Source organism: Cohnella mopanensis (genome assembly GCF_022352055.1).
Taxonomy (GTDB): domain Bacteria; phylum Bacillota; class Bacilli; order Paenibacillales; family Paenibacillaceae; genus Cohnella; species Cohnella mopanensis.
The window spans coordinates 277,257-294,508 of the sequence record NZ_JAKRWM010000010.1 but is presented as its reverse complement, the minus strand read 5'-3'; the positions used below and the strand labels follow the sequence as shown (position 1 = coordinate 294,508).

Sequence of the window (17,252 nt, the reverse complement as noted above, 5' to 3'; positions counted from 1 at the left end):
CATGGGCTACCGGATTGGGATGGACGTGGGAGGTACGAACGTCGTAACCGGACTGTTCGGAGCGGACGGCAAGCTGTTGCGAAAAAGTAAGACGCGAACGGTCAAGACGAGCTCGCAGGAGCTATTGCAGCAATTGGCGGACTTATGCAGGGAGCTTCTCATTGTCGAGAATGTATCCGAGCAGCGCCTGAGCACCGTGGGAATAGGGCTTCCTGGGTTTATTAATGCGGAGACGGGACTCGTTACTGCAGCTAACTTGCCCTTTAACGATATTCCCGTCGCGGAACGGCTACGCCAGTTAATCGGGGTTCCCGTTACCGTCGAGAACGACGTGAGAATGATCGTATATGGAGAATCGTTAAGAGGCGCAGGCCAAGGATTTTCGCATATTCTAGGAGTCACGCTAGGTACGGGCATGGCATCCGCATGGGTAACGAACGGTCATCTTCACGGGGGGGCAGGAGGTTTGGCCGGAGAAATCGGTCATATCGCCTACCCGGATATTCCGTACATGTGCGGTTGCGGGATGAAAGGCTGCTTGGAGACGGTCGTCTCCGCTTCAGGCATCGTCCGCCAAGCGCAGGATGGATTATCCGCGGGCTGGGTTGGACTTCTAGCGGATCGTTTTCCCGCCCATATGCGTGAAGAGCTCACTTCCAAGGACGTATGGCAAGCTTATGACGATGGAGACGCATTTGCCGGGCAAGTGTTCCAGAGAACGGCGAATTGGTTATCGAGGGTGCTCATCCCTTCCGTTGCCCTGCTTAGCCCCGATGTGATCATCATAGGCGGAGGAGTGGCAGCTGCCGGAGACGTATTTTTCGGGCCGTTAAGGAAATACGTAGCGGAAAGCTTACATCCTCTGTATCGTGAGAGGCTTCTCGTCGCTCCCCCTTCGTTAGGGGATGACTCCGGGCTTTATGGCAGCGCGGAATATGCCGCTAAACGGCTAATCTCGTAAAATAAGTGCGAATAAAGGCGATTTTCCTCCCGATTATGGTGCGGGGAAATCGTCTTTTCCGATTCCATGTTGTATAATAACGGGCAAGAGAGACGGAGGGACAGGTGCCAATATGACCTATTCACGGTCGCGTACGCATAATAAAGAGAAATCGAGACGACGAAGTAAAACGCGGCTTCTGCTCGTCGTGAACGGAATATTATTAAGCTGTATCGTCGCGGTTGTTTTATTCATATGGAAGTCCAATGACGATCATAAGGGGCCATCCCCATCCGGTAATTCACAGGCGCAAAGCGTCGCTTCGCCTTCGGGAAGCTCCGATAAGTCCACTTCTCCGGAATCCACGGACGAATCAACGAATTCTGCTCCATCATCCAAGACGGAAGAAGAAGGGGGGTACACCGAGCCGGAACAACAAGCCGATAAAATATCGCTTTCTTTCGTCGGCGACATTTTGCCTGCGGCGAGAGTGCTCGAGCTAATGAAGTCCAACGGCTTTGACTATCCGTTCCGGGAAGCCAAAGCTACTTTGGAGGCTGCGGATATAACGGCAGGCAATCTTGAAACGCCGATTACGACAAGGGGCACTCCCGCGTTGAACAAGCAGTATGTGTTTCGGGGAAGCGCGGAAGCCATTCCAGCCTTGAAGGAGGCCGGCTTCGACTTCTTATCGCTCGCTAACAACCATACGTTGGATTACGGTTGGGAAGGGCTTAGCGACACGATGGATGCTCTGGACGATGCCGGGTTAAAACATGCGGGATCGGGTAACGACGATCGCGAGGCGTTCGCGCCTGCATACATAGAGAGCAAAGGGTTTACTATAGGTTACGTCAGCGTGACGCGGGTCGTGCCGGAAGTGTCTTGGAAAGCGGACCGGACGCATCCGGGAGTCGCGGAAGCATACTCTCCCGATCGCGCGGTCGCCGCGATCAAGGAAGCTAAGCAAAATGCGGATATTGTTGTCGTTATGGTCCATTGGGGAGTGGAACGCGAAGACCGTCCGGTCAGCCATCAGACGGATTTAGCCCATCGCTTCGTCGATGCCGGAGCCGACTTGGTCATCGGAGGCCATCCTCATGTATTGCAAGGCTTTGAGGCATATAAGGGCAAATGGATCGCATATAGCTTAGGCAATTTCGTTTTCTCGACTACCTCAACCAAATCATCGGAAACAGGCGTGTTAAACGCGGAATGTAGTAAGGACGGAGCATGCTCATTAAAATTCGCACCGATGTTCGCGACCAACTCGCAGCCTGCGCCAATGGAAGACAAGGAAGGAAAGGCTTTGTTGGCACGCCTATCGGCATTATCCTACGGAGTATCCGTAGAGGAGGATGGGACTATTGTGGCACGGCATTAAAAGTTTTGTAAAAGGATTACGAAACTTGCCTTTTCGATTTCATATTAAAGGGGTCGGCACCATGAATGGTAAAAGTCTCGCTAATCTTCACCCGTGCGTTGCCCATCGCGGCTTCTCGGGCAAAGCGCCCGAGAACACGATGGCTGCTTTTCACTTGGCGATTAGCCAAGCCCACGTCGGATGGATCGAGCTAGACGTCCATCTTTCGCGGGATGAGGTTCCGGTCGTTATTCACGATAGCACTTTGAAACGGACAACGAACAGCGAGGGCCGGGTCATTGATCATACAGCCGAAGAGCTGGGCAAATTGGATGCAGGCAGCTGGTTTCACTCTTCCTTCTCATCGGAAGGAGTACCTACGCTTGATGAAGTGTTAAACGCTACAACCGGTAAATGCCTACTAAACGTCGAGCTGAAGGGCGACGATTCCGATCATGACCTATTGGCAAAACGGGCGGTAGAGGTCATTCGTTCCCACCGTTTAGAGGATAAGATCATTGTGACTTCATTCCGCACGGATATTCTTCGGGCCGTTCGTCGGTATTCACCCTCTTTAAGGTTGGGGCTTATTATCGATGAACGCCCCGAGCATCTCGTTCAGACGTTGATCTCGTTAGACGCGACCTATCTCTCCATCGGTTTCAGGCATATCGACGAGACCTTGCTGGAACAGACGTCGGAAGCCTCAATCGATGTTATGGCTTGGACGGTTAATTCGATTGGCGATTTGCGTAGGTTAGCGACCCGCTCTGAGCCGTTTCAACTGTGCACGAACTACCCGGACCGCTGGTTGTCCGTAATGAAAGAAGAGAATCCATCCCATGAATAATCATGATCAGCTTTCCTTCTCCAACTTGCGCAACATTTATTGCGTCGGAAGAAATTATCGGCTTCATGCCGCAGAGCTTGGCAACGAAGTTCCGGCTTCTCCGATGATCTTCACTAAACCGACCCATGCCGCTACGGATATGTCTGAAGGGATCATCGCGATTCCGGGATCGCAAGGGAGTATCCACTACGAAGCGGAGCTCGTTTTCGCCGTAGGAAAACCGTACGAGCCTGGCATTTCTTGCGATGAGATCATTACTTCGTTTACGGTGGGTTTGGATTTTACGCTTAGAGACGTTCAAGACCAACTGAAGGCGAAAGGGCAGCCATGGTTGGCAGCTAAAGGCTTCCGCAATTCGGCGACGCTCGGACGTTGGCTGAACTATCCGGGTTTAAAGGCTATGGCGGAAAATGATTTCGGCTTGAGATTGAATGGTAAAGAGGTACAGCGCGGAAATGTGCGGGATATGGTATTCAATTTGCAGCAAATCGTGGATTTCGTAGGCCGGAATTATGGCTTGGGAACGGGGGATATTCTCTTCACGGGAACACCCGAAGGGGTAGGCGAGCTGAACGACGGAGACAAGCTGGACGTTTGGTGGAACGAGACGAGCTTGGGTGTAGCGATGACAAAATTTGAGGGGTAAAGTCATGAGAATGTAAAAAATCCATATTTTCATGCTTATCTGACAACTCGATACAAACGTGTACAACAGTCCTAGGACTGCGAAGCCCACCAGCATTTTGGAAAATTAAGCCTGCCGAGCAGGCTTAATTCAAGGAGTTCATCAACATTTTGGCAAATTAAGCCTGCCAAGCAAGCTTATTTCATGAGCCCACCAGCATTTTGGAAATTTAAGCCTGCCCAGCAGGCTTAATTCATGCGCTCATCAGCAATTTGGCAAATTAAGCCTGCCGAGCAGGCTTAATTCATGCGCTCATCAGCATTTTGGCAATTTAAGCCTGCCGAACAGGCTTAATTCATGCGCTCATCATCATTTTGGCAAATTAAGCCTGCCGACCAGGCTTAATTCATGCGCTCATCATCATTTTGGCAAATTAAGCCTGCCGACCAGGCTTAATTCATGCGCTCATCATCATTTTGGCAAATTAAGCCTGCCGACCAGGCTTAATTCATGCGCTCATCAGCATTTTGGCAATTTAAGCCTGCCGAACAGGCTTAATTCATGCGCTCATCAGCATTTTGGCAATTTAAGCCTGCCTAACAAGCTTATTTCTAGGAAGTCTCTCAATCGGTGAGTTGCTGGCGTACTTTAAGCAGCTTCGGCAGCTCTGCGAAGAATACGTCGACCACGGCCGGATCGAAGTGATGGCCACGTTCCTTGCGGAATAAGCTCTCGATCTTTTCCAATGGCCATGCTGCCTTGTATACCCGTTCTGCGCTTAAGGCGTCGAATACATCGGCAACAGCGGTGATTCGTCCGAAAATATGGATTTCCTCGCCTTTTCTTCCTAACGGATAACCGCTGCCGTCCCATTTCTCATGATGCTGCTCGGCTACGATAGAGGCGGTGCGCAGCAGCTCTCTTCGGGAGCCCCGAAGTAAGTGGTGTCCGATGTCCGTATGAGATTTAATAAGGTCGTACTCTTCAGCCGTCAATTTGCCCGGTTTGTTTAATACCGCATCCGGAATCGCGACTTTACCGATGTCGTGCATCGGGGAAGCCGTGCGCAGCAATTCGGCTTGGCTCGTGCCGAGGCCTAGGCCGAGTGCAAGGATATAAGAATACTCGGCGACACGTCTAACGTGATTGCCTGTTTCCTTAGATCGGATTTCACCGATTTCACCCATCGCCGATATAATCTCGCGCTGGGTATCGATAATCTCCTGATGGAGCATGACGGACTCGAGCGATTTGCCGGCATACGAGGCAGCCAGTGAGAGTAAGTCTAAGTCCATCGCAGTGAAATGGCCGATGGCGGTCAACTTGTTAATGGCTTGGTAAGCTCCGATGATTTCGCCGTCGTTGTTGCGGAACGGGACGGTGATAATCGATTTCGTATGGTAACCCGTCTTTCGGTCATTCTCGGAGTTGTGCCTCGGATCACCGTAAGCATCATCGATGATGATAGGCTCTCCAGAAATGATCGCGCTTCCGACAAAACCTGTACCGTAAGGAATGCGGATTTCGTCGACGCCGTGCGCCACCGTCGTATATAACTCATGATTCGGCAAGTCGATCAGCCAAACCGTGCATCGATCGGATAGAATCATTTCCCGACCCATGTTGGCCATAAGGACTAGCACTTCATTCAATTTTCGCTCGCTGGCGATTTTGGCCGTATAGTCAAATATAATCCGTAATAAATCTTCCGGCGACAGCTCATTTTTGTACAACGTATTTCACTCCTTAGCCTTCCTTTCCATTATTCGCGAGAGTATTGTCGAATCCTGCCCTTTTACGTTAAAAAACAACTTTTTCGAATCGAAAAAGTTGCTTTTAGGAGAATAGGGCTGTTTTAGTTGAAGTGTTTACTTAAGCCGTCGATATAGTAGGTGATGGTTTTGGATAAGCTCTCCATTAAGTCTTCCTGCATTTGGAACCCGCCCATTGCCTCCAACGAAGCGAAGCCGTGCACCATGCTGCGTAAACCGCGTATCGCGTGAACGGCTTCCTCCGAGGGGATGCCGAGCGGTTGCATGAGCCGAATGAACAGATTCAAGATGGCTTCTGAGGTCTGCTCGAACATCTGGGGTTTCGGCTCGGATACACGGTTTATGGCTTCGTATAGACCGGGATGCTGGCGAACAAAGGCAACGTAAGCTTTGCCGACCTCGATGAACGCTTGTTTGCCGGTGTGGCCGATGGCCGCGTCATGAAGCTGGTCCCGCAATTGCTCGGAAGCGTATAAGGCTAACTTCTGGCGCAAATCGGGTAATCCTTCAACATGATTATATAAGGAAGGGGTTTTAATGCCTAATTGGCCTGCTACGTTCGCTAAGGTGATTTGTTCCCAACCGATTCGGTCGGCAATGTCAGCGGCTGTCGCGATGACGATCTCGGGTTTAATACCTGCTCGCATTTGCCTTGCCTCCATTGACTCTAAGTTGTGCATCGGCGATGGCGCGCTTTATCGAGACGGAAGGCTGAATGAGCGCGGGCCCATGACCCACGACAAGAACGGTCGGGTTAAGCAGCAGCAGCTTCTTGGCAGTCTCGATGGCTGTCGGCGCATGCCACGTTGCTAACGCCGGGAAAGGGAACGCCCACTTCACGTGGCCTGAGACGGCAAATCCGCCTTTGGTTTGGAAAGCATCGCCGGCGATCAGCGTTTGGCTTCCCGGTTCCAGAAAAGCGAGGTGGCCGGGAGAATGGCCCGGGGACGATACGGCGATTAACGATGCTACGCGGTCGTTGTCCTCGATCAAGAAGTCGGGGGCGAATAACGCTTTTTTCGGCAAGCCGCCTTTAAGCGGAGTTTGTGGTTCGTGAGGCAGGAGGGAACGGTTGCCGCTCAGAATGGCCGCTTCGCGGCTGGACATTCCGATTCGGGCATGGGGATACTTTTCTTTTAAGTAGGGAACGGCGCCGATATGATCTTCATGAGCATGCGTGATCAGTATTCGTGCGAGAGGTTTGCCCGTCGCTTGGATCGCCTTATGGATTCCTTTAGCGACGAAGGGCATGCACGCATCGATCAGCGTAATTCCGTCTTCTTCTTCTACTAGATAACAGTTCAATGGGAACAATCTAGGCATAAAAATCAGTTGGGTTACGGTTCCCCAAGTCGTCTTTCTCATAGTTAACGCCTCCATAAACTAATTGTATTATTATAATAACTAATATCATTAGTTTATGCAATGGGCATTTTTATGGTTTTCGGAAAAACCCGCTGATGGACAACGAATAGGGGGAAAAACGCTTGTTTCATGCGCAAGATGATCTTATCCCTCCGTTAGCTGTTTGACTCCCTTACTTTGGGAGAGTTTGCTTTTACAATAAGGGTGTAAGTATCAAACAACCTTTTGGGAGGTCAAAGAAGTGAAAAAGAAACTACTTACTACAGTTGCATCCGTTGTCATGTTGTCATCTGTACTGACTGCTTGCGGCGGCAACAACAAAAACGAAGCATCGCCATCTGCAAGTGCAAGCACTCCTGCAAGCAACAGCCCTAGCGAATCGGCATCGGCGCCGGCTAGCGTGGAGAGATTCGATGTTTCCCTGCGTCACATCCAAATCGGTGAATTGCAAAAGTTCCGTAAAGCGATTCTTGACGAAGTCGTTAAAAAATCCGAAGAAGAAGTGCCTGGAGCAAACTTTGAACTTGACGCGGTTGAAGATAGCTTCAACCGTTGGACAAAGCTTCCGGCTGAAATGGCGGCGGGCAACCCTCCTAAAATCTTCGACGTGTTCGGCGGTCCAGCGGAAGGTCAGAAGTATGCTCGCGCTAACAAATTGCTCGATCTAACTCCGATCCTCGATGAGCTCGGAATCAAAGACAAGTTTACGGACACTTCCACGTTTAACGTAGACGGAAAAACTTACGGATTGCCACTCGGTGCTAGCTCAGAGGGATGGTTCTACAATAAGGAACTTCTTGAGGCTAACGGCATCGCGGTTCCAAAAACGCTTGAAGAGCTCGAAGCTGCGTTCGAGACTCTGAAAGGCAAAGGTATTACTCCGATCGCAATGGGATCTCAAGCTGCTTGGGTACCATTCATGCTCGTGAACACGCTGATCGCTCGTTATGCTGGTCCTGATATCCAAGCAGGCGTAGCAAACGGTACTCGCAAATTGACTGAGCCTGAAGTTGTTGCCGCATTCGCGAAATATGAAGAGTGGATCAAAAAAGGATACTTCACTAAAGGTGAACTAGGTATCGACTACACTGGCCAAACGAACGAATTCATCGCTGGCAAAACAGCATTCTTGTTCGACGGCACTTGGCGTGCGTCTACCTTCTCTCCAGAAGGCGTAGGTAAATCTCTTAACGGTAAAGTTGGTTACTTTGCATTCCCTGCTGTAACGGGCGGCAAAGGCGACCAAACCGCAGTTAACTACAACCAAAACAACGGATACGCGTTCTCTTCCGATGTGAACGACAACGAAAAAGCGGCTATTAAAGCGTTCATCAAAAATCTTTATTCCGAAGAATACCAAGTTCGCGGCTTCAAAGAAGACGGCGTATTGCCTTCCATGAAAGTAGACGCTTCGAAGCTGACTTCCGAAGATCCGGTTATGAAAGAAGTATTGGCGAACAACGCTGCTGCCGGAACCGTATTCCCGCATTTCGATTCTCTCGTAGCAGGACCTGTAAACGGCGAATTCGAAAAACAAATTCAAAACCTGATCGCCGGCAAGTCCAATCCGCAAAAAGCAGTTGAAGCGATCCAACAGGCTCAAGATAAAGAACTAGCAGCTTTGAAATAGTCCTAATTCAGCGATAACGACGACGAGGTTCCGCCCGCTCAGATTGGGCGGTTCCTCTCTCGTCATCAGGGTGGGGGAACCATGAACAAAACTTTGAGAAATCCATATGTATACCTGCTCTTTGTACTGCCGACGATCGGCCTGTACGGATTGTTCTTTATTTATCCCGTCATCCAATCGGCTTATTACGGATTAACGGATTGGAACGCATTGACGACTGCTAATTTTATCGGTTTCGGAAATTTCGAACGAGCGTTTCAGGATGACGATTTCTGGATTTCCGTCAAAAACAACATGTTTTTCATTCTTTTCTCGGTTTTCTTACAAGTTCCTTTGATTATTCTGTTCTCGCTGCTTATTAGCGGCGTAAAACGTTTGCAGGGTTTTTACAAGACGACAGTATTTATGCCTTCCATTTTGTCCACATCGATTATCGGTATTTTGTGGGGTTTCATGTATCATCCGAGCATCGGGTTTTTCAACAAATTTCTTAGTTGGTTCGGCATTGAACCGATTTATTGGTTATCCGATACGAAATGGGCGCTGCTCTCCATTCTGATTACGAATGCTTGGCAGTGGATGGGATTTTATATCGTATTAGTGCTCGCAGCCATTTTGGCTATTCCGAAGGAAATCAACGAGGCGGCGGAGATCGATGGGGCAACGGGCTTCCAAAGAGCAGTCCGGATTACGACACCGCTCATCATGCCTGTTATATCGATAGTAGTAATGCTTTCCATCGCCGGCGCGATGCGAGTCGTCGACATCGTCCTTGTTATGACGAACGGAGGTCCGGCTGGCGCAACGGAAGTTATGGCTTCTTATATGGTCAATAAAGCGATGAAGTACGGTGAATATGGTTATGGCACCGCCCTCTCCATCATGATCTTCGCCATCGCCTTGCTCTTGACGGCGATTTACCAAATCGTGTTTGCCAGAAGGCAGGAAAGGGTCGAGTACTGATGCCTAAAGTCATAAAAAAAGTCTTGCCCCATCTCGTGCTGATCGTCTACGTATTCATTATTTTGTTTCCTTTCGTGTTCGTGTTGCTCTCGTCCTTAAAAGAAACGAACGATCAGATCGTAACTGCGCCATTCGGTTTGCCGAAAAAGCTGATGTTCGAGAATTTCGCGGATGCCTGGTCGCAAGCGAAAATCAGCCGTTATTTCTTTAACAGCGCCTATCTATCCTTGTCGGCTGCCGTTGCTGCTATCCTGCTTTCCGCAATGACAGCTTATGCCATCGCCCGCATGAGATTAAAACGTATGAGCAAGATCATCTATCAGTTTATTTTGCTGGGGATGCTCATACCGGGTAACGTACTGTTTATCGCGCAATATATTCTTGTTCAGAAAATGGGAATCCTCAACACCCACTGGGCCTTGTTCTTGCCTTATACGGCGGGGGCGTTGCCGTTCAGCGTATTGCTTATCGTCGCTTTCATGAAGGCTATCCCTCAGGAAATGGAAGAAGCGGCAATTGTGGACGGGCTAGGGGTTATCGGATCTTTCTTTAGAATTATCCTTCCGTTGACTGTACCGGCACTCGTAACGGTATTTATCATTAACCTTCTAGGAAACTGGAACGAATATTTGCTCTCGAACTTTTTCATTAGCAAGGACAACTTGCGCACGCTCCCGACCGGAATGGTCGGTTTCCGCGACGCGTTCCAAACGAGTTATCCCTTGGTATTTACCGGTATCGTAATTAGCGTATTGCCAATTCTGGTTATCTACGCGTTCTTGCAAAAAACGATCATCGAAGGATTGACCGCGGGTGGCGTTAAAGGCTAAGTGGGAAATCTTCAATACGAACGAACTAGCGCCTTCTCCTAAAGAGATTCGCGCTTTTTTGTTTTTTCGGAACGATTCATGAGAAAATAGGTGGAGCAAAGCGAAGGGGAGGGCACCGATTTGATCGTTTCCTCATTTCCGCCGGTTATCGATACCGGCTCGCGAATATTGATCCTGGGTAGCATGCCGGGCGTCGCATCCTTGAGATCCCAACAATATTACGGGAACGCCCGCAATTATTTGTGGCCGATCGTGTACGCGTTGTTCGGGGAGGGCAGGAGGCCGGATACGGGGTATGAAGAGAGACTCCGATTCGCAATGGATCACGGGGTTGCCTTGTGGGACGTCATCGCGAGCTGCGAGCGGGAAGGGAGCCTGGACAGCGACATCAAGGGGGCCGTCCCGAATGATCTTCCGGGGTTGCTAGCCCAATATCCCAATGTAGAAGCTCTTGTCTGCAACGGCACGAAATCGTATTCGGAGCTGAAGAAGCATTACGGTTCGCACCCGGAAATCATGGGAAGAAAGCTGCTTCGCCTGCCTTCGACGAGCCCGATCCCCACGAAGGATTACAGAGGTTTCGATGATCGGCTGGCAGCTTGGCGGGTATTGTTGGACATATAATTTTTCGATTTTGCTCGATCCCGCATTGTTGTGACTCTGATCTATAACAAAAAGAGGCTGCTCATAAATGACTTATGAGACAGCCTCTACGTATTTCAGCTCGATTACCAGCCCTCGCGTTGCCTTAAGGACGTGATATGAGCCGCGTGCTGCTTGCCGTGCCATGCGAAGTAGGCAAGAGCCGATCAAGCGTGTTTAAGCCGCTAACGGGATGCTGGAAGGCGAGGGAGAAGGATTCGAGTGGCAAGGAACGCAATCTCCCACGAGATTGATATTGCTTTTACTTCGTCAATTGCTCCATTTGTTCAATAAGCCCTTCGAATACGCTCATCGCTTGGCGAATAGGTTCCGGCGTCGACATATCGACTCCGGCTTTCTTCAGGATATTGATGGAGTAATCTTTGCCGCCGCTTTGCAAGAAGCCGAGGTAGCGATCGACCGCAGGCTTTCCTTCGTCCAGGATTTGCTTGGCGAAGCTCGTCGCGGCGGAGAAACCCGTTGCGTATTTGTACACGTAGAAGCTGTTGTAGAAATGCGGAATACGAGCCCATTCCATTTCGATATCCTTATCAACGACCATGCCCTTGCCGTAATAACGCAAATTCAAGTCATAATAGATCGAGCTGAGCTCCTGCGGTGTTAACGCTTCGCCGCTTTCCGCTTTCTCGTGGATGATTTTCTCGAACTCCGCGAACATCGTTTGACGGAATACGGTCGTCCGGAACTGGTCGGCGTAATAAGTGAGAAGGTACATTTTTTCCTTCGGATCCGTCGACTTTTCCAGCAAGTTGTTCATGAGCAGCGCTTCATTCAGCGTGGAAGCTACTTCCGCTAGGAATATCGTATATTGCGCGTCGCGATATTCATTGTGACTGTCGGAATAATAAGAATGCAGCGCATGACCCATCTCGTGCGTCAACGTGAACATGCTGTTCAGGTTGTCATTATGGTTCAAGAGAACGTACGGATGCGTGCCGAAAGCACCCCAGCTGTAAGCTCCGCTACGCTTGCCTTCGTTCTCGTAGATGTCGATCCAGCCGCTGTCGAAGCCTTCTTGCAGCACTTTGCGGTAATCGTCTCCAAGAGGCGCGAGGCTTTCGTATACTTTTTTCTTCGCATCCTCGTAGGAGATCTCCATATCGAACTCTTCGACAAGCGGGGCGAACAGATCATACATATGTAGCTCGTCGAGCTTGAGCAGCTTTTTGCGCAAATCCATGTACCGGTGCATGAGCGGCAAATACTCATGGATCGTCGAGATCAAATTGTCGTATACGGATTGCGGAATATTATCTCCGAAAAGCGACATTTCCAATGCCGATGGATAGTGGCGGGCTTTCGCATAAAATATGTTTTTGGTAACGTTGGCATTCAGAGTAGAAGCCAACGTGTTACGCCATTTGCCGTAAGTATCGTACATCGCTTTGAAAGCTTCCCGCCGAACGTTCTGATCTTTGCTCTCCAGAAACTGAATGTAGCGGCCATGCGTAAGTTCGACTTCTTCGCCTTTTTCGTTTTTCACTTTCGGGAACTTAAGATCGGCGTTGTTCAGCATTCCGAATATGGTACCGGGAGCTTGCGAGACGTTGCCTACTTGTGCAAGCAGCGATTCTTCATTCTTGGATAATATATGCGGCTTCTGACGAAGCATCTCTTCCAGCGTACGCTTATATTTGGCCAAAGCGGGATCCGCGATAAGGTCCGTCAATTGTTGCTCGGATAAGCTGAGTATTTCCGGGGTAATGAAAGAAGTGGCTTCGCTAACTTCAACGCTTATCTTTTTGGATTTCTCAGACAATGCTTGATAGCTTGGCTCTGCCGTATCTTCATGATGGCGCATGTTGGCGTACACGTAGAGGCGCTCGGTCAAGAGAGAAAGGTCATCCTCCAGCGCGAAGCAGCGGGCGATGGACGCCGCGTCCTGAAGCTTGCCTTGATAGGCCGAGATTTCACCGAGCTCGCTTTTGACGCGTTTGAATTCGGCGTCCCAAGCGGCTTGGTTCGGATACAAATCTTCCAATTTCCAACGATTTTCCTGCAGGACTTCTTTTCTTTTGGCAACTTGACTCATGGGAGAGCTCAACCTCCTGATTATTGGACTAGGGTTAGAATCATTTTCCGCAATTGAAATTCTGGTTGTCGCGAAAGTGGCGTTAGTCGTCGCGACGGTGCATAGAATCGAAATCACCACTGCAGTGGCGGAGAGCGAGATAGCGAAAATCTTCATAGAGCGCCTCCGGGAACGGAATGAGTTACCGGAATAGTATGTCCTTACCAAGGCGCATTATCAGTTCACCTGCCGCTATGTGCCTAACCGAACGAAGCTATAGACAATTAGGAAGAAGGCGAAGAGCACGAATAGGATCGATAGGATCGCCATGGGACGACGCAGAGGCCCGGGGATACGCTCCCGGGACAGAATGAGTACTACGGCTAAGCTAAAGGATGCAATGATGAAAATGATATTCGACTCCGAGTTCATAAAAGCACGCAACTCCTTCCCCGCGGTTTGCGATTAGATGTCTTTCATTTTCTCCATCGTAGCGCGGAGACCTTCTTCGCCATCGGGGAAATCTTCGGGCAGAAATCTTTTCTCGGCCCAATCCATCATTTCCGGACGGCTAACGAATTTGTGGCAGATCTCGCCCCATTGATCGGATATTTCCCTTACGACGAGCGTTTTTCCTTGTACTTCTACAGTCAGCATATTGTAGTTATCGTGCTTATAGACGGTATGTTTAGTGAACATAATCTTCTCCTGATCTAGGCATCGCGTGCCGTTTTTCTCATCATAGAAGAGATGGGCGTAGAAATCAACGTAACGCTGGAAAATATAGGTTGACATAAGATGAGATATATGGGATTCTACTACAAATTCACCCTTAAAGAAGCATAAGTTGCTTCGTAATGGTGAGTGGGAATGTGAAGAGACGAGCTGAGCCGAGTCTTAGATTGACGAGCCGAGAGGAGAACGAAACAATGGAAAACAAATCTGCGCTGCAAGCTTACCCGCAAGTCGGAGTCGCATCGACCTGCCGATCATTCGAGGAGTATCGCGCGATGTTCAATCTTTCCGAGACGAACTGGAATGCCGGGCCCGTACTCGATGTCGCCGGAGGGGCGTCATCGTTTACCGCCCAGCTTAACGCCATGGGAGTAAGCGCGTATGCCGCTGATCCTTACTACGAAGGACTCACCGAGAGCGTAATCGCTTCCGGATATCGGGAGATCGAGGTTTCTACCGCCAAACTCGCGGCGATCTCGGATCAATTCGACTGGAGCTTCTACGGCTCCCTGGAACAACATCGCAAGTTAAGAGAGCGATCCCTGGAGCTCTTCGCGGAAGATTTCCGCAAGGAAGACGCGAGATCGAGGTATTTGGCCGCCTCGCTTCCGAACTTGCCGTTTGAAACAGATACGTTTGGTTTGGTCTTGTGCAGCCATTTCCTTTTCCTATACGCAGACGCTTTCGGGGAGAAATTTCATGCAGACGCGTTAGCGGAGTTGATTCGCGTATTGCGCCCGGGCGGAGAGTTGCGAATATATCCTTTAGTTTCCTTGAAATGGGAGCCTTGCTCTTTCATTTCGGATATTTTGAGAGAGCTTGAGGATGTTGCCCATGCAGAGTATTTGCCTAGCGGATTACCCTTCACGCCAGTCCAAAGTCCCTTGCTACGACTGGTTAAATTGGCATAATGGACGAATCCGTCTATCTTGCAAAAATGGGTAATTTCGGTTATAATTATCGTATTCGCCGCTTGACGGCGAGATTTTAGGAGGTTTTTCATTTGAGAGGAACAGTTAAGTGGTTTAACGCGGAGAAAGGCTACGGTTTTATCTCCATCGAGGACGGAAACGATGTATTCGTTCACTTCTCTGCAATCCAAGGCGACGGCTTCAAAACCTTGGAAGAAGGCCAAGCGGTTGAATTTGAAATTACTCAAGGCAATCGTGGTCCACAAGCGTCTAACGTGGTTAAACTGTAAGTCGCGCGATGCGTTGACTTATTATCATATCACGAATTAGCAGTAAAACCCCTAGCCCTTGCTAGGGGTTTTATTGTCTATTCCTTTGACCTTGTCGGCGGCATAATGGTACACTATTTCTGGGTTTTATTGATACTAATGTCACTCGGGGGTAAAGGTTATGCCAAAATTCAAGCTTTTTGCTGGTCGCAAAGGCAAAGCGGACCAAGCCAAAAACAATCGTTTCGTTAAGCTGGCTCGCGAGATTTACGTACAAGCACGCAGGGGCGGGACTAACCCTGAGGCCAATTCCGGACTTAAATCCGCCATTGCAAGCGCGCGTGCGATCCAAATGCCGGCTGATAATATTGAAAGAGCGATCAAGAAAGCGGCGGGCGGTACCGACGGCGTTGATTACGAAGATGTCCTGTATGAAGGATATGGTCCGGGCGGCGTAGCCATCATGGTGAAGTGCTTGACGGATAACCGTAACCGCACGGCGGCAGACGTTCGTTCGATCTTCGGTAAACGCGGAGGAAACATGGGGGAATCGGGTTGCGTTTCCTACATGTTTGATCAGAAAGGTTTGCTAGTCATTACACGCGATGAGGATGACGACCGGGACGAAGATAGCTTCATGATGGAAATGCTGGAAGCCGGAGCGGAAGACGTAGTCGTAGGAGAAGATAGCTTCGAGATTCTGACGGCACCGGAAGACTTCGACACCGTGAAGAGCAACCTTGAAGCGGCGGGTTATTCGTTCGAGACGGCGGGAGTTCGTTGGTTGCCGCAAAATACGGTAGCTGCCGAAGGCGAGAACGCGGATAAGCTATTGAAGATGATGGAAGCTTTCGATGACAACGACGACGTACAAGACGTCTATCATAATTTCGAGATTAGCGACGATGAAATGCACCGTTTAGGCTAAGCATTTGACCGTAAACATAACGTACAAACATTAAAGGGGCCTCTCGGCCCCTTTTTTTGTCGTTTGAACATTAGGATATTGATTCGACAGCAGCAGGCTGCAACATGTGGACTTGATCTATCGTACCGCCGCCTAGGCAAGTTGCTCCATCATAGAAGACGACGGCTTGTCCGGGCGTGATCGCTTTCTGCGGAACGTCGAACTCGACATGGTAAGTTCCGTTGCCTTGGGGAGTTAATGTAACGCCTTGATCCGGTTGGCGATAACGGAATTTAGCGGTGCATCGGATCGGTTCAACGGGCAGGGAAGGGCTAATCCAATTAACTTCCGTAGCGGTTAAGGCAACGGAGTAAAGGCTGGAATGAGCATCCCCTTGAACGACGTACAACGTATTGCTTGCCAAGTCCTTACTCGCCACGAACCAAGGCTCGCCATTGCCGGAACCGCCGATTCCTAGCCCTTGACGTTGCCCGAGCGTGTAATACATAAGCCCATCATGGCGTCCTTTAATATCGCCCGTAACGAGGTCGACCATATTGCCTGGCTTGGCAGGCAAATATTGGCTCAGAAACTCCTTGAAATTGCGCTCTCCAATGAAGCAAACGCCGGTGCTGTCCTTTTTCTTGGCCGTTGCCAATCCGGCCTCGTCCGCGATTTTGCGCACGTCCGGTTTGTTCAGATGGCCGATAGGGAACATGGCGCGCGCCAATTGCGATTGGTTAAGGGCATGGAGGAAATACGATTGATCTTTGTTTGTATCGACGCCCCGCAACAACTCGTATTTGCCTTCCCGAAGCTCGACGCGGGCATAGTGACCGGTGGCAATGACTTCCGCGCCCAAATCCAATGCCTTTTGCAGGAACTCGCCGAATTTGATCTCGCGGTTGCACATGACATCGGGGTTAGGAGTTCTTCCCCGGCGGTATTCTTCAAGGAAGTATTCGAATACTTTGTCTTTGTATTCCTCTTCGAAGTTAACCGTATAGTAAGGGATTCCGATTTGGTTGCATACGCGGCGAACGTCTTCCGCGTCTTCTTCCGCGGTACATACGCCGAACTCGTCCGTATCGTCCCAGTTTTTCATGAACACTCCGATTACGTCGAAGCCTTGGTTTTTCAATATAAGCGCCGTCACCGAGGAATCCACGCCGCCCGACATGCCTACTACGACACGAACCTTAGACGGATCGGGAAATCGCTCATCCAATGACGGATTAGCAGACTCATTGTCTATCATCTTTCATCTCTCCTTACTGCAAACCATATCTGATTCGTTATTATTTTAGCATATTACCTTAGAATTCTCACATCTAAAGGGCTCTTTCATGAATATGTCACGTTTTTTTTGACCAAAAAGGGAGATGATGTGATAACATAGATTTAATATGGGGATACCC

Annotated in this window: 19 protein-coding genes; 12 read left to right on the top strand and 7 right to left on the bottom strand. The window is 49.7% G+C overall.

Annotated features, from left to right (window positions below; translation table 11 throughout):
* The first annotated feature begins 1 nt into the window (after position 1).
* The 4 genes from L3D05_RS17305 (at position 2) to L3D05_RS17290 (ending at position 3,799) form a co-directional block, all read left to right on the top strand.
* Positions 2-961 carry an ROK family protein gene (locus tag L3D05_RS17305; RefSeq protein WP_239617550.1) on the top strand — a complete coding sequence of 320 codons (960 nt, stop codon included), beginning with the start codon at positions 2-4 and terminating at the stop codon, positions 959-961.
* A 112-nt stretch (positions 962-1,073) separates the two neighbouring features.
* Positions 1,074-2,324: a CapA family protein gene (locus tag L3D05_RS17300; protein ID WP_239617549.1), complete on the top strand. Its 1,251-nt coding sequence runs from the start codon at positions 1,074-1,076 to the stop codon at positions 2,322-2,324.
* A 61-nt stretch (positions 2,325-2,385) separates the two neighbouring features.
* Positions 2,386-3,153 carry a glycerophosphodiester phosphodiesterase gene (locus L3D05_RS17295; RefSeq protein WP_239617548.1) on the top strand — a complete coding sequence of 256 codons (768 nt, stop codon included), beginning with the start codon at positions 2,386-2,388 and terminating at the stop codon, positions 3,151-3,153.
* Entirely contained in the window at positions 3,146-3,799 is a 654-nt protein-coding gene (locus L3D05_RS17290) for a fumarylacetoacetate hydrolase family protein (RefSeq protein ID WP_239617547.1), read from the top strand. Before L3D05_RS17295 ends, L3D05_RS17290 begins: the two co-directional genes overlap by 8 nt.
* A 602-nt stretch (positions 3,800-4,401) precedes the next feature.
* Here L3D05_RS17290 and L3D05_RS17285 read toward each other — a convergent pair.
* The 3 genes from L3D05_RS17285 to L3D05_RS17275 form a co-directional block, all read right to left on the bottom strand.
* Positions 4,402-5,511, bottom strand: coding sequence for an HD domain-containing phosphohydrolase (locus L3D05_RS17285; protein ID WP_239617546.1), 1,110 nt, complete (start codon positions 5,509-5,511; stop codon positions 4,402-4,404).
* A 122-nt stretch (positions 5,512-5,633) separates the two neighbouring features.
* Positions 5,634-6,197, bottom strand: coding sequence for a TetR-like C-terminal domain-containing protein (locus tag L3D05_RS17280; RefSeq protein WP_239617545.1), 564 nt, complete (start codon positions 6,195-6,197; stop codon positions 5,634-5,636).
* Positions 6,181-6,915, bottom strand: coding sequence for an MBL fold metallo-hydrolase (locus L3D05_RS17275; RefSeq protein WP_239617544.1), 735 nt, complete (start codon positions 6,913-6,915; stop codon positions 6,181-6,183). The genes L3D05_RS17280 and L3D05_RS17275 overlap by 17 nt, the downstream gene beginning before the upstream one ends.
* 241 nt (positions 6,916-7,156) lie before the next feature.
* Between L3D05_RS17275 and L3D05_RS17270 the strand changes: the two genes are divergently transcribed.
* The 4 genes from L3D05_RS17270 (at position 7,157) to L3D05_RS17255 (ending at position 10,962) form a co-directional block, all read left to right on the top strand.
* Complete coding sequence (locus tag L3D05_RS17270; protein ID WP_239617543.1) at positions 7,157-8,545, top strand: extracellular solute-binding protein; 1,389 nt, start codon at positions 7,157-7,159, stop codon at positions 8,543-8,545.
* Between the two features lie 81 nt (positions 8,546-8,626).
* Positions 8,627-9,508, top strand: a complete 882-nt coding sequence (locus L3D05_RS17265; RefSeq protein ID WP_239617542.1) for a carbohydrate ABC transporter permease — start codon at positions 8,627-8,629, stop codon at positions 9,506-9,508.
* Positions 9,508-10,338, top strand: a complete 831-nt coding sequence (locus L3D05_RS17260) for a carbohydrate ABC transporter permease (protein ID WP_239617541.1) — start codon at positions 9,508-9,510, stop codon at positions 10,336-10,338. The genes L3D05_RS17265 and L3D05_RS17260 overlap by 1 nt, the downstream gene beginning before the upstream one ends.
* A 120-nt stretch (positions 10,339-10,458) precedes the next feature.
* Entirely contained in the window at positions 10,459-10,962 is a 504-nt protein-coding gene (locus L3D05_RS17255) for a DNA-deoxyinosine glycosylase (RefSeq protein ID WP_239617540.1), read from the top strand.
* 280 nt (positions 10,963-11,242) lie between these two features.
* Here the strand turns inward: L3D05_RS17255 and pepF are convergent, their stop codons facing one another.
* Positions 11,243-13,033 (bottom strand): oligoendopeptidase F, encoded by a 1,791-nt coding sequence (gene pepF / locus L3D05_RS17250; RefSeq protein WP_239617539.1) that lies wholly within the window; start codon positions 13,031-13,033, stop codon positions 11,243-11,245.
* On the opposite strand from pepF, the gene L3D05_RS17245 reads away from it, so the two are divergent.
* A complete protein-coding gene (locus L3D05_RS17245) occupies positions 13,032-13,226 on the top strand; it encodes a hypothetical protein (RefSeq protein WP_239617538.1) in 195 nt (64 codons plus the stop codon). The two genes, pepF and L3D05_RS17245, sit on opposite strands and share 2 nt — an antisense overlap.
* 38 nt (positions 13,227-13,264) lie before the next feature.
* On the opposite strand, the gene L3D05_RS17240 is transcribed toward L3D05_RS17245, so the two are convergent.
* On the bottom strand, positions 13,265-13,444 hold the full coding sequence (locus L3D05_RS17240; RefSeq protein ID WP_239617537.1) for a hypothetical protein: 180 nt from the start codon (positions 13,442-13,444) through the stop codon (positions 13,265-13,267).
* Between the two features lie 33 nt (positions 13,445-13,477).
* A complete protein-coding gene (locus tag L3D05_RS17235) occupies positions 13,478-13,711 on the bottom strand; it encodes a hypothetical protein (protein WP_239617536.1) in 234 nt (77 codons plus the stop codon).
* A 230-nt stretch (positions 13,712-13,941) separates the two neighbouring features.
* Between L3D05_RS17235 and L3D05_RS17230 the strand changes: the two genes are divergently transcribed.
* The 3 genes from L3D05_RS17230 to L3D05_RS17220 all read left to right on the top strand — a co-directional run bounded on the left by L3D05_RS17230 (position 13,942) and on the right by L3D05_RS17220 (position 15,855).
* Positions 13,942-14,658 (top strand): class I SAM-dependent methyltransferase, encoded by a 717-nt coding sequence (locus L3D05_RS17230; RefSeq protein ID WP_239617535.1) that lies wholly within the window; start codon positions 13,942-13,944, stop codon positions 14,656-14,658.
* Between the two features lie 92 nt (positions 14,659-14,750).
* A complete protein-coding gene (locus L3D05_RS17225; RefSeq protein ID WP_209743912.1) occupies positions 14,751-14,948 on the top strand; it encodes a cold shock domain-containing protein in 198 nt (65 codons plus the stop codon).
* Positions 14,949-15,108: 160 nt separating this feature from the next.
* Entirely contained in the window at positions 15,109-15,855 is a 747-nt protein-coding gene (locus L3D05_RS17220; protein ID WP_239617534.1) for a YebC/PmpR family DNA-binding transcriptional regulator, read from the top strand.
* A 70-nt stretch (positions 15,856-15,925) separates the two neighbouring features.
* Here the strand turns inward: L3D05_RS17220 and mnmA are convergent, their stop codons facing one another.
* On the bottom strand, positions 15,926-17,092 hold the full coding sequence (mnmA, locus tag L3D05_RS17215; protein WP_255807573.1) for a tRNA 2-thiouridine(34) synthase MnmA: 1,167 nt from the start codon (positions 17,090-17,092) through the stop codon (positions 15,926-15,928).
* Between the last annotated feature and the right edge of the window lie 160 nt (positions 17,093-17,252).